Origin of the sequence: Pseudomonas sp. GV105, from assembly GCF_003058185.1 — a bacterium.
Classification (GTDB): domain Bacteria; phylum Pseudomonadota; class Gammaproteobacteria; order Pseudomonadales; family Pseudomonadaceae; genus Aquipseudomonas; species Aquipseudomonas veronii.
This window is the reverse complement of the sequence record NZ_QBUF01000002.1, coordinates 221,658-234,256: the sequence shown is the minus strand read 5'-3', so window position 1 is coordinate 234,256 and position 12,599 is coordinate 221,658. Positions and strand designations below refer to the sequence as shown.

General features: G+C 59.9%; 10 protein-coding genes. All 10 read right to left on the bottom strand.

The features are described from left to right. Positions 1–350 precede the first annotated feature (350 nt). On the bottom strand, positions 351–593 hold the full coding sequence (locus C8K66_RS04765) for a LapA family protein (RefSeq protein WP_108524375.1): 243 nt from the start codon (positions 591–593) through the stop codon (positions 351–353). 24 nt (positions 594–617) lie between these two features. Next, on the bottom strand, positions 618–914 hold the full coding sequence (gene ihfB, locus C8K66_RS04760; protein ID WP_017848846.1) for an integration host factor subunit beta: 297 nt from the start codon (positions 912–914) through the stop codon (positions 618–620). A 131-nt stretch (positions 915–1,045) separates the two neighbouring features. Next, positions 1,046–1,330: a hypothetical protein gene (locus tag C8K66_RS04755; RefSeq protein ID WP_057003755.1), complete on the bottom strand. Its 285-nt coding sequence runs from the start codon at positions 1,328–1,330 to the stop codon at positions 1,046–1,048. A gap of 162 nt (positions 1,331–1,492) precedes the next feature. After that, positions 1,493–3,187, bottom strand: coding sequence for a 30S ribosomal protein S1 (gene rpsA / locus C8K66_RS04750; RefSeq protein ID WP_003218806.1), 1,695 nt, complete (start codon positions 3,185–3,187; stop codon positions 1,493–1,495). Between the two features lie 119 nt (positions 3,188–3,306). Next, complete coding sequence (gene cmk, locus C8K66_RS04745; RefSeq protein ID WP_017848848.1) at positions 3,307–3,996, bottom strand: (d)CMP kinase; 690 nt, start codon at positions 3,994–3,996, stop codon at positions 3,307–3,309. Then, the gene (locus C8K66_RS04740) at positions 3,993–6,203 is read right to left on the bottom strand and encodes a bifunctional prephenate dehydrogenase/3-phosphoshikimate 1-carboxyvinyltransferase (RefSeq protein WP_232591863.1); all 2,211 of its coding nucleotides are present in this window, start codon (positions 6,201–6,203) and stop codon (positions 3,993–3,995) included. Before C8K66_RS04740 ends, cmk begins: the two co-directional genes overlap by 4 nt. Positions 6,204–6,231: 28 nt before the next feature. Further along, positions 6,232–7,344 carry a histidinol-phosphate transaminase gene (hisC, locus tag C8K66_RS04735; RefSeq protein ID WP_017848850.1) on the bottom strand — a complete coding sequence of 371 codons (1,113 nt, stop codon included), beginning with the start codon at positions 7,342–7,344 and terminating at the stop codon, positions 6,232–6,234. A 9-nt stretch (positions 7,345–7,353) separates the two neighbouring features. Next, entirely contained in the window at positions 7,354–8,448 is a 1,095-nt protein-coding gene (gene pheA / locus C8K66_RS04730) for a prephenate dehydratase (RefSeq protein ID WP_017848851.1), read from the bottom strand. Then, complete coding sequence (gene serC, locus C8K66_RS04725; RefSeq protein WP_026140261.1) at positions 8,448–9,533, bottom strand: 3-phosphoserine/phosphohydroxythreonine transaminase; 1,086 nt, start codon at positions 9,531–9,533, stop codon at positions 8,448–8,450. Before serC ends, pheA begins: the two co-directional genes overlap by 1 nt. A gap of 237 nt (positions 9,534–9,770) precedes the next feature. Then, a complete protein-coding gene (gene gyrA, locus C8K66_RS04720; RefSeq protein WP_017848853.1) occupies positions 9,771–12,425 on the bottom strand; it encodes a DNA gyrase subunit A in 2,655 nt (884 codons plus the stop codon). Between the last annotated feature and the right edge of the window lie 174 nt (positions 12,426–12,599).

Here is a 12,599-nt window from a genome sequence, read left to right as displayed (position 1 = left end):
TGACCGTCAAAACCCAGCGTCTCTGCCAAATTTTGAGCGCACAAAATGCCTGTTATCGAGAACAGATTTCATTTTGCCATCTCTCTGACATATTACAAGTCTTGACATGAGCGGTAGGCTTTTCCTACAGGTGTAGGGGTAGCCCTGATGCAGCACGTCCAAGGAGAGTGAAAACAGAAAAGATTTTCCGAATCTACGAGCTGAAACCCAATGAATCCGCGGATTTTTTACTTGAGGGCGGCCGCATCATTACAAGGCGGCGCTGAAATTGACGGGCTATTTTAGGGCAGTTTTCTGACGAGCGGTTGTCTCAGCATGCATGCGATTTTTGTGGAACGGGAGAGAGCTCCCTAGGCACGCCCTGCAGGGGTCGACTTATGACGGCGACTGCGCACCAATACGCCCAACAACGGCCCTATCAGCATGCCGACAATCAACGCCACGGTCACGAACACCGACACCGGCATCTGCCCGGTCGCCAGGCCAAGGAACGAGAGAGACACGCCCTGCTGGTTTTCGAGCACAAACGCTATAACCACCAGTGCGACCACCAGCACTGTCAGCAACACCACGGTGCGCTTAATCCCACGCATAATCTTCTCCTACCCTAAAGACACTCAGACGTTTTCTTCTTCGTCTTCGTTCACTCGATCACGCAATTCCTTGCCCGGCTTGAAGTGAGGCACGAACTTGCCGTCCAGGCTGACGGATTGCCCGGTCTTAGGGTTACGGCCTACGCGCGGGGCGCGGTAGTGTAGCGAGAAGCTACCAAACCCTCGGATCTCAATACGATCGCCCGTAGCCAGGCATTGGGACATTTGTTCAAGCATGGTCTTGATGGCCAGCTCCACATCCTTGGATGAGAGCAGCCCTTGATGGGTGACAATTCGTTCGATCAACTCCGACTTCGTCATATTTTTCCCTTCTTTTTCAAGCAGCTAGGAAAAGCGCTTCAAAGGTTTTAGCATGACTTGATGAATTTGAACAGCCCATCCAATAACTTATCTACACGCCAGATCGACTTCACTATCAAGCGCTTACGCGCTCAATTGCAGATCACCAGCATCGTGCGGGTAACGGCGCCTGCCGGGTTCCAGCCGAACAAGTAATCCCCTTCCTCGTCCTTGGCGTCACTGGACCTTGTGACGACCTTGTACCCCTGCATCTTGCACTCTCGAGCCGCGCGCTTCTCGCACTTCTCCCAGTTGGAACCCAAGCCTGAGCAGTCGATCTCGATGCCACTGACGCCATGCCGTGCGTGAGTCTTGGCATTGGTGGCGGCGCAACCTGCAAGCATGGCCATTGCGAACACGAAGATGAGCCTGTTCATTGAAAATCCTTACTGAATCAGCAACACGGGAATAGCTTATCCAAAGACTATAATCAGTTCTGACACCGATCAGCTCTACGTGGTTCTAAGTTGTTGATTCAACAAATTTCAGGCACAAAAAAGGGCGACCGAAGTCGCCCTTTTTCTATGGTCTGACAGAACTCAGTTCTGTTTTTCCATTTGTGCACGCAGCAGGTCGCCCAGAGTGGTAGGACCAGCAGAAGGCTCAGAGGTAGCTGGCTTGTCGCGCAGGCTCTGGATGGCTTCTTTCTCTTCAGCATCGTCTTTCGACTTGATGGAGAGCTGGATTACGCGGCTCTTGCGGTCAACGCTGATGATCTTGGCTTCTACTTCTTCGCCTTCTTTCAGAACGTTGCGCGCGTCTTCAACGCGGTCACGGCTGATTTCGGAGGCTTTCAGAGTCGCTTCGATATCGTCGGCCAGGGTGATGATGGCGCCTTTAGCGTCAACTTCTTTCACGATGCCTTTAACGATTGCGCCTTTGTCGTTCTCTTGAACGTACTCGGAGAACGGATCGCTTTCCAGTTGCTTGATGCCCAGGGAGATGCGCTCGCGCTCTGGGTCAACCGACAGGATAACGGTGTCCAGCTCGTCGCCCTTCTTGAAGCGACGAACAGCTTCTTCGCCCACTTCGTTCCAGGAGATGTCGGACAGGTGAACCAGGCCGTCGATGCCGCCGTCCAGACCAATGAAGATACCGAAATCGGTGATCGACTTGATGGTGCCGGAGATTTTATCGCCCTTGTTGAACTGGCCAGAGAAATCTTCCCATGGGTTAGATTTGCACTGTTTGATGCCCAGGGAGATACGACGACGCTCTTCGTCGATGTCCAGAACCATAACTTCCACTTCGTCGCCGACTTGTACGACTTTCGAAGGGTGGATGTTTTTGTTGGTCCAGTCCATTTCGGAAACGTGTACCAGGCCTTCAACGCCTTCTTCCAGCTCAGCGAAGCAGCCGTAGTCAGTCAGGTTGGTAACACGCGCGGTCACGCGGGTGCTTTCTGGGTAACGGGCTTTGATAGCGACCCATGGATCTTCACCCAGTTGCTTCAGGCCCAGGGAAACACGGTTGCGTTCGCGATCGTATTTCAGAACCTTGACATCGATCTCGTCGCCAACGTTGACGATTTCGGAAGGATGCTTGATACGCTTCCAAGCCATGTCGGTAATGTGCAGCAGGCCATCGACGCCACCCAGATCGACGAATGCGCCGTAATCGGTGAGGTTCTTGACGATACCTTTGACTTGTTGGCCTTCCTGCAGGGATTCCAGCAGAGCTTCACGCTCGGCGGAGTTCTCTGCTTCCAGGACGCTGCGACGGGAAACGACAACGTTGTTGCGTTTCTGATCGAGCTTGATGACCTTGAATTCGAGTTCCTTGCCTTCCAGGTGCGTGGTGTCGCGCACTGGACGGACGTCGACCAAAGAACCTGGCAGGAACGCACGGATGCCGTTAACGTCGACAGTGAAGCCGCCTTTAACCTTACCGTTGATAACGCCCTTGACCACTTCTTCAGCTGCGAAGGCTGCTTCGAGAACAATCCAGCATTCAGCGCGCTTGGCTTTTTCACGGGACAGCTTGGTTTCACCGAAACCGTCTTCAACCGAGTCCAGAGCAACGTGAACTTCGTCACCGACATTGATAGTCAGATCGCCAGCGTCGTTGTAGAACTGCTCAAGCGGGATGAGTGCTTCAGACTTCAGACCAGCGTGAACGGTTACCCAGCGAGCTTGGTAATCGATATCAACGATAACACCGGTGATGATGGAGCCTGCCTGAAGGTTCAGGGTTTTTAGGCTTTCTTCAAAGAGTTCCGCAAAGCTTTCGCTCATTTTAATTCCTGTTGATAAGGGCGAAGAATACGCCCATCTCCACGCCCCAGACGGTGTGGGTTAGTTTCAATTAAAAGAAGCACCGCAGGACTATGACTGGTCCCCTGCAGACTTCTTGGTCACCCGGCGATATCGCGAATAGCGATTTCACTCAAGATGCGTTCCAACACCTGCTCGATGGACAACTCCGTGGAATCCAGCTGTATGGCATCAGCCGCCGGCTTGAGCGGGGCTACTGCGCGCTGGGTATCACGCTCGTCGCGTGCACGGATCTCATCTAGCAGACTCGACAGACTAACACCATCCACTTTGCCCTTCAACTGCAAGTAGCGGCGACGCGCCCGCTCCTCGGCACTGGCGGTCAGGAAAATCTTCAGCGGCGCCTCGGGAAATACCACCGTGCCCATGTCGCGGCCATCGGCTACCAGACCCGGCGGTTCCTGAAACGCCCGCTGGCGCTGCAGCAGCGCATCACGCACGGCCGGCAGCGCGGCAACCTGGGAGGCCCAGGAACCGACTTGTTCGTTACGCAAGTCATCGGTCACATCGTCCCCTTCCAGGATGATGCGCTGGGGATGACCTTCCGTCGCAGCGACGAACTGCACATCAAGGTGCGCCGCCAGCAGCTTCAGGGATTCTTCGTTGGTGAGATCGACGCCGTGGTTGCGCGCGGCAAATGCCAGCAGGCGGTACAGCGCGCCGGAATCCAGCAGGCACCAGCCCAGGCGCTTGGCCAGGATGCCGGCGATCGTGCCTTTGCCCGAGCCGCTTGGCCCGTCGATGGTAATCACCGGTGCTTTGATATTCACAATTGAGCCTCTTGGGCAACACGGATGCCGACTTGGGCACACAGTGTAAGAAAGTTCGGAAAAGACGTAGCAACATTGGCGCAGTCACGGATACGAATCGGCGCCGTTGCCCGCAGCGAAGCCACGCTGAACGCCATGGCGATCCGGTGATCGCCATGGGCATGCACTTCGCCACCGCCCATCAGGCCACCGTCAATGATAATCCCATCGGGGGTGGGTTCACACTTCACGCCAAGGGCGAGCAGACCGTCGGCCATGACCTGGATACGGTCGGACTCCTTGACCCGCAATTCTTGTGCACCACGCAGGACGGTTCGCCCTTCAGCGCAGGCAGCAGCCACAAACAGCACAGGAAATTCATCGATTGCCAACGGCACCAGCGCTTCGGGGATCTCGATCCCTTTCAACGCGGCCGCCCGCACCCGCAGGTCGGCCACCGGTTCGCCGCCCACTTCGCGCGGATTTTCCAGGCGGATATCCGCGCCCATCAGCCGCAGGATATCGATCACCCCGGTGCGCGTCGGATTGATGCCGACATGCTCCAGCAACAGCTCGGAACCTTCCGCGATTGACGCCGCCACCAGGAAAAATGCCGACGAGGAAATATCCCCCGGCACTTCAATATGGGTGGCGACCAGCGCATGGCCCGACTCGACCGTCGCCGTTGCACCCACGACCTCTACCGGATAACCGAAACCGCGCAGCATGCGCTCGGTATGGTCGCGGGTCGGTGCCGGCTCGGTGACGGACGTCTTGCCCTCGGCATACAGGCCCGCCAGCAGCAGGCAGGATTTGACCTGCGCACTGGCCATCGGCAGCACATACGTCAGGCCTTTCAACTTCTGGCCACCACGGATGGTCAGCGGTGGGCGCCCTTCCGGCCCGGTTTCGATCACCGCGCCCATCTTCCGCAGCGGCTCGGCCACGCGGTTCATCGGGCGCTTGGACAACGAAGCATCACCGGTCAGCACGCTGTCGAAGGCCTGTGCGGCGAGCAAGCCGGACAGCAGGCGCATGGACGTGCCGGAGTTACCGAGATAAATCGGCCCCGGCGCCGGCTTCAAACCATGAAGCCCGACACCATGAATGGTCACGCGCCCGTGGTGCGGCCCCTCGATCACCACGCCCATGTCGCGAAACGCCTGCAAGGTCGCCAGGGCATCTTCACCCTCAAGGAAACCTTCGACTTCGGTCACGCCCTCGGCCAACGAACCGAGCATGATCGACCGATGGGAGATCGACTTGTCGCCCGGCACCCGGATACGCCCGCTCAAGCGGCCGCCCGGGTTGGCGAGGAAAGTCAGGTCGTCGGCGTTCACTGCGGTTTCCATGTAGGCCCGGCGTGCCAGGATCTTGCTGAAATGTTCACGCGCCACCCGCGCACGGGTAAACACGCCCAATAATTGGTGGCCATCCCCGGCATCGACCGCGTCGCGCAAGGCGTCAAGGTCGCTGCGGAAGGTGTCCAGGGTGCGCAACACGGCCTCGCGGTTGGCGAGGAAGATGTCGTGCCACATCACCGGGTCGCTGCCGGCGATCCGCGTGAAATCGCGAAAGCCACCGGCGGCATAGCGGAAAATCTCGAGGTTTTCGTTGCGTTTGGCCAACGAATCCACCAATCCGAACGCCAGCAGATGGGGCAGATGACTGGTCGCCGCCAGCACTTCGTCGTGGCGCTCGACCTGCATATGCTCGACATCCGCGCCCAGCTCGCGCCACAGACGGTCGACCACGGCCAAGGCCGCCGGATCGGTTTGCGCCAGCGGCGTCAGAATCACTTTATGCCGACGGAACAACTGCGCATTGGACGCTTCCACCCCGCTCTGCTCGGAACCGGCAATCGGATGGCCCGGCACAAAACGCGCGGGCATCTCGCCAAACGCCTGCTGCGCCGCCCGCACCACATTGCCCTTGGCACTGCCGACGTCGGTGAGGATCGCCTGGCCGAGGTCCATGCCGGCCAGCACCGCCAGCAACTTCTCCATGGCCAGGATCGGCACGGCGAGCTGGATCACATCGGCGCCCTGGCATGCGCGCGCCAGGTCGGTTTCACAGCGATCGACGACACCCAGCTCAACCGCCAACTTGCACGATTGCGGGTCCAGGTCCACGCCGACCACTTCGCCACACAACCCGCTCTCACGCAGGCCCTTGGCGAAGGAACCACCGATCAACCCCAGACCGACCACCACCAGGCGACCGATCATAGGCACAGCAGGTTGCAATGCAGTGACATCAACCACGGGCCAGAACCTTGGCCAGCGCCTCCAGGAAGCGGCTGTTCTCAGCCGGCAGACCGACGGTGATGCGCAGGTGGTTCGGCATGCCGTAGTTGGCCACCGGACGCACGATCACGCCTTCGCGCAGCAAGCCCTGGAACACCGGGGCCGCCACTTGGCCGAGATCGACGCAGATGAAGTTGCCCTTGGACGGAATCCAGCCCAGGCCCAGCTCACGAAAGCCTGCCTGCAACTGCAGCATGCCGCTTTCGTTGATGCGACGCCCTTCTTCCAGGTACTCGGCATCCTGCAACGCTGCGCAGGCCGCCGCCAGGGCAAGGCTGTTGACGTTGAACGGCTGACGCACACGGTTGAGCACATCGGCCACCACCGCCGTCGACAGGCCGTAGCCGACGCGCAGCGACGCCAGGCCATAAGCCTTGGAGAACGTGCGCGAGACCAGCAGGTTCGGGTAGGCCGCGAGGAAATCCAGGCCGTCGGGCAGGTCGCTGCCTTCGGCGTACTCGATGTAGGCCTCGTCCAGCACCACCAGCACATGTTCCGGCACATCCTGTAGGAAGTCGTTCAGTGCCTGTGCATCGAACCAGGTGCCGGTCGGGTTGTTCGGGTTGGCGATAAACACGACGCGGGTCTGTGCATCGATCGCCGCCAGCATGGCCGGCAGGTCGTGACCCCAGTCCTTGGCAGGAATCACCCGCGCATCGGCACCGACGGCCTGGGTGACGATCGGGTAGACCGCAAACGCGTGCTCGCTGAACACGGCGTTCAGGCCGGGCGCCAGATAGGCACGACCGACCAGTTCAAGAATGTCGTTGGAGCCGTTGCCCAGGGTCACCTGATTCAGCTCGACCCCGCACTTCTGCGCCAGCAGGGACTTGAGGGCAAAACCGTTGCCATCCGGATAACGGGTCAGCTCGGCCAGCTCTTCACGAATCGCCGCCAGCACCTTGGGGCTTGGACCCAGAGGGTTCTCGTTACTGGCCAGCTTGACGATCTTCGCCGGGTCCAGGTTCAACTCACGCGCCAGCTCGTCCACAGGCTTGCCTGGAACGTAAGGCGACAGTTGTTGCACGCCCGGCTGCGCCAGGGCGAGGAAGTTGCCACTCATGTTAACGCCTCACAAAACCGCTTTCGGGTAAGAGCCCAGCACCTTGAGTGCCACGGCTTCCTGACTGATTTTCTCGAGCACGCTTTTGACCAGCGGATCGCGGTGATGGCCGATGAAGTCGATAAAAAACACGTAGGTCCATTTACCGCTGCGCGAAGGACGAGTCTCGATGCGCGTCAGGTCAATCCCGTTGTCGTGGAACGGCACCAGCAGTTCATGCAGCGCGCCGGGCTTGTTGCTCATGGAGACGATGATCGAGGTCTTGTCGTCGCCAGTCGGCGGCACTTCCTGGCTGCCGATCATCAAGAAGCGCGTGGAGTTGTCCGGGCGGTCTTCGATTTTTTCGGCCAGGCGCGTCAGGCCGTACAGGCCCGCCGCCATATCGCCGGCAATCGCCGCCGAGTTCCACTCGCCCTTGACCCGCTTGGCCGCTTCGGCGTTGCTGGACACCGCCACGCGCTCGACATTCGGGTAATGGGCATCCAGCCACTTGCGGCACTGGGCCAGGGACTGGGCGTGGGAGTAGATGCGGCTGATGCTGTCGGTCTTGGTGTTTTCACCCACCAGCAAATGGTGGTGGATGCGCAGTTCGACTTCGCCGCAGATCACCATGTCGTGCTCAAGGAAGCTGTCCAGGGTGTGGTTGACCGCGCCTTCGGTGGAGTTTTCCACCGGCACCACGCCAAAATTCACCGCGCCGGCCGCCACTTCACGGAACACTTCGTCGATCGCTGCCATCGGCTTGCTGATCACCGCGTGACCGAAGTGCTTCATCGCTGCCGCCTGGGTGAAGGTGCCTTCAGGGCCGAGGTAAGCCACTTTCAGCGGCTGCTCGAGCGCCAGGCAGGAAGACATGATTTCACGGAACAACCGCGCCATCTCTTCGTTACCCAACGGCCCCTTGTTGCGCTCCATCACGCGCTTGAGCACCTGAGCTTCACGCTCCGGACGGTAGAACACCGGCACTTCGCCTTCCGCCAGGGACGCCATCTTCACCCGCGCCACTTCCTGGGCACAGCGCGCGCGCTCACTGATCAGCTCCAGGACTTTCTCGTCCAGGCTGTCAATGCGTACACGCAGGGCCTTGAGTTCTTGCTCAGACATTAGCCGTGTTCCTTTTCGAACTCTGCCATGTAGGCCACCAACGCGTTGATGGCATTGATATCGACAGCGTTATAGATGGAGGCGCGCATGCCGCCCACCGAACGGTGACCCTTGAGGTTCAGCAGGCCGCGCGCCTCGGCACCGGCCAGGAACGGCTTGTCCAGACGGTCGTCGGCCAGGCGGAACGGTACGTTCATCCACGAGCGGTCGGTCAGGTTGATCGGGTTGCTGTACAAACCGCTGGCGTCGATGAAGTCGTACAGGGTGCGCTTCTTCACTTCGTTGAGCTTGCCCATGGCGGCAACGCCGCCCTGCTCTTTGAGCCACTCGAACACCAGGCCCGAGAGGTACCAGGCAAACGCCGGCGGCGTGTTGTACATCGAGCCGTTGTCGGCCGCGACCTTGTAGTTGAGCATGGTCGGGCACAGCGAGCGGGCGCGACCGAGCAGGTCTTCACGGACGATGTTGACCAGGATGCCGCTCGGGCCGATGTTCTTCTGCGCGCCGGCGTAGATCATGCCGTACTTGGACACATCGATCGGCCGCGAGAGAATGTCCGAAGACATGTCGCACACCAGCGGCACGTCACCCACTTGCGGCACCCAGTCGAATTCCAGGCCGCCAATGGTTTCGTTGGCCACGTAGTGTACGTAGGCCGCGTCCTTCGACAGCTTCCACTCGTTCTGACCTGGAATCGCGAAGTAATCGTAAGGCTTGGCGGTACCGGCGACGTTGACGTTGCCGTAGCGCGCAGCTTCTTCGATGGCTTTCTGCGACCAGATACCGGTGTCGATGTAATCGGCCGTGCCGTCTTCGGGCAGCAGGTTCAGCGGCACTTGGGCGAACTGCTGGCTCGCGCCGCCCTGCAGGAACAGCACCTTGTAGTCGGAGGGAATGTCCAGCAAGTCGCGCAGGTCCTGCTCGGCCTTGGTGGCGATGGACACGAACTCATCACTGCGATGGCTCATTTCCATCACAGAGAGGCCTTTTCCATGCCAATCGAGGAGTTCACCCTGCGCGCGCTGCAGGACTGCTTCAGGAAGCGCCGCGGGACCGGCACAGAAGTTATAGGCTCTCTTGCTCACATCCAATCTCACTCTGATCTGGTGGGGGTGGTGCAATAAATCGAATATTAACTGCTAACGCTGCCTGTAGGAGCGGGCTTGCCCGCGAAAAACGCAAGATCACCGCGTTTATCCAGGATGCACGCGTTATCGTTGACGATTTTCGCGGGCAAGCCCGCTCCTACAGGGGGAGCATTGATATTTCAAAGGTGACAAACAACAAGGGGCGAATCTTCATCCGCCCCCCTGTTTGTCCGCTTATTCCTGCGGTTCTTCTTCGTCTGCGGCAGCGTCGAGGGTCGGCTCGTCGACGCTGTCATCGCCGGTTGCGATCACCTCGCCGTCAAATGCCTCGCCTTCCAGCTCTTCGCCTTCGACTTCCGACGGTTCCTGGACGCGTTCCAAGCCAACCAGCGTTTCGTCGTTGGCCAGCTTGATCAGCGTCACGCCCTGGGTGTTACGGCCCAGGCTCGATACTTCAGCGACACGGGTACGCACCAGGGTGCCCTGGTCGGAAATCAGCATGATCTCCTCGCCATCGAGCACCTGTACCGCGCCGACCAGACGGCCGTTGCGGTCGTTGCTGACCATGGCGATAACGCCCTGGCCGCCACGCTTGTACTCCGGGAACTCGCTGATGGCGGTGCGCTTGCCATAACCACGCGCCGAAGCGGTGAGGATCTGGCTGCCTTCTTCCGGGATCAACATGGAAATCAGCTTCTGCCCTTCCGGCAGGCGCATCCCACGCACACCGCGGGCGGTACGGCCCATGGCACGCACGTCGGATTCTTTGAAGCGCGTCACTTTGCCGCCATCGGAGAACAGCATGACTTCACGCTCGCCATCGGTGATGGCTGCGGAGATCAACACGTCGCCTTCATCCAGCTCCAGGGCGATCAGGCCCACGCTGCGTTGACGGCTGAAGGATTCCAGCGGGGTCTTCTTCACGGTGCCCTTGGCGGTGGCCATGAAGATGAAGTGACCTTCGGTGTATTCATCGACCGGCAGCATGGTGGTGATGTACTCATCACTGTCCAGCGGCAGCAGGTTGACCAGCGGACGCCCACGGGCGGCACGGGAGGCTTCCGGGATTTCGTAGGTTTTCAGCCAGTACACCTTGCCCTTGCTGGAGAACAGCAGCAGCGTGGTGTGGCTGTTGGCGACCAGCAGGTGAGCGATGTAGTCCTCATCCTTGACGCCGGTAGCCGATTTGCCTTTACCGCCACGACGCTGGGCCTGGTACGCAGCCAATGGCTGGGTCTTGGCATAGCCACCGTGGGAGATGGTCACGACGCGCTCTTCTTCCGGGATCATGTCACCCAGGGTCAGGTCGAGACGCGCATCGAGGATTTCGGTGCGGCGCACGTCGCCGTATTCGGCGCGGATCACTTCCAGTTCTTCGCGGATCACTTCCATCAGGCGCACGGCGCTGTTGAGGATGCGGATCAGCTCGCCGATCTGGTTGAGGATCTCCTGGTACTCGGCCAGCAGCTTCTCGTGCTCCAGACCGGTCAGGCGGTGCAGGCGCAGTTCGAGGATGGCCTGGGCCTGTTCCGGCGACAGGAAGTACTTGCCGTCGCGCAGACCGTATTGCGGGTCGAGGGTCTCGGGACGGCAGGAATCGGCGCCGGCGCGTTCAACCATCGCCACCACGGCGCTGGATTCCCACGGCATCTTGATCAGCGCTTCCTTGGCTTCCGACGGGGTCGGCGAAGCCTTGATCAGGGCGATGACCGGGTCGATGTTCGACAGCGCAACCGCCTGGCCTTCCAGGATGTGGCCGCGCTCGCGGGCCTTGCGCAGTTCGAACACGGTGCGGCGGGTCACGACTTCGCGACGGTGACGGACGAAGGCTTCCAGCAGATCCTTGAGGTTCAGGATGCGCGGGCGACCGTCGATCAGGGCCACGACGTTGATACCGAACACGCTTTGCAGCTGGGTCTGGGCGTAGAGGTTGTTGAGGATCACCTCAGGCACTTCGCCACGACGCAGCTCGATCACGACGCGCATACCGTCCTTGTCGGACTCGTCGCGCAGCTCGGTGATGCCTTCGAGCTTCTTCTCCTTGACCAGCTCGGCGATCTTCTCGATCAGACGCGCCTTGTTCAACTGGTAAGGCAGCTCGGTGATGACGATCTGCTGGCGGCCACCGACCTTGTCGATGTCTTCGATGATCGAGCGGGCGCGCATGTAAATGCGGCCACGGCCGGTGCGATAGGCTTCGATGATGCCGGCGCGACCGTTGATGATCGCGGCGGTCGGGAAGTCCGGGCCCGGGATGTATTGCATCAGCTCATCGACGGTCAGCTCGGGGTTGTCGATGAGGGCCAGGCAACCGTCGATGACTTCACCGAGGTTGTGCGGCGGGATGTTGGTGGCCATGCCCACGGCGATACCGCTGGAGCCGTTGACCAGCAGGTTGGGAATACGGGTTGGCATGACCGCCGGGATCATTTCGGTGCCGTCGTAGTTCGGCACCCAGTCCACGGTTTCTTTGTGCAGGTCGGCCAGCAGCTCGTGCGCCAGCTTGGTCATGCGGACTTCGGTGTATCGCATGGCCGCGGCGTTGTCGCCGTCGACCGAACCGAAGTTGCCCTGGCCGTCTACCAGCAGGTAGCGCAGGGAAAACGGCTGGGCCATCCGAACGATGGTGTCGTACACCGCAGTGTCGCCGTGAGGGTGATACTTACCGATCACGTCACCGACAACACGGGCAGATTTCTTGTACGGCTTGTTCCAGTCGTTACCCAGCTCGCTCATCGCGAACAGCACACGCCGGTGCACGGGCTTCAAGCCATCGCGCGCATCAGGCAGTGCCCGACCGACAATTACGCTCATCGCGTAGTCGAGGTAGGACTGTTTCAGCTCGTCTTCGATATTGACCGGGAGGATTTCTTTGGCCAGTTCGCCCATGAGAAGCCTGATTCCTTTTTCGGGTGAAACCTCGTCACATCCATATGGGACGAACGAAGCTCGCCGCTGCCGGCATGGTGCCTGGCAACGACTTACGACAAATCAACGAGTTATGACACGGATCTGCACGTTAAAGGCAGCCCCTCGGGGCGACCCTGGAAACCGCCGGATGTT

What these genes read in the sequence shown, in the direction of transcription:
- C8K66_RS04765 (WP_108524375.1), bottom strand. Translation starts at nt 593, where the DNA reads ATGCGTGGGATTAAGCGCACCGTGGTGTTGCTGACAGTGCTGGTGGTC.
- ihfB (WP_017848846.1), bottom strand. Translation starts at nt 914, where the DNA reads ATGACGAAGTCGGAGTTGATCGAACGAATTGTCACCCATCAAGGGCTG.
- C8K66_RS04755 (WP_057003755.1), bottom strand. Translation starts at nt 1,330, where the DNA reads ATGAACAGGCTCATCTTCGTGTTCGCAATGGCCATGCTTGCAGGTTGC.
- rpsA (WP_003218806.1), bottom strand. Translation starts at nt 3,187, where the DNA reads ATGAGCGAAAGCTTTGCGGAACTCTTTGAAGAAAGCCTAAAAACCCTG.
- C8K66_RS04740 (WP_232591863.1), bottom strand. Translation starts at nt 6,203, where the DNA reads ATGATCGGTCGCCTGGTGGTGGTCGGTCTGGGGTTGATCGGTGGTTCC.
- hisC (WP_017848850.1), bottom strand. Translation starts at nt 7,344, where the DNA reads ATGAGTGGCAACTTCCTCGCCCTGGCGCAGCCGGGCGTGCAACAACTG.
- pheA (WP_017848851.1), bottom strand. Translation starts at nt 8,448, where the DNA reads ATGTCTGAGCAAGAACTCAAGGCCCTGCGTGTACGCATTGACAGCCTG.
- gyrA (WP_017848853.1), bottom strand. Translation starts at nt 12,425, where the DNA reads ATGGGCGAACTGGCCAAAGAAATCCTCCCGGTCAATATCGAAGACGAG.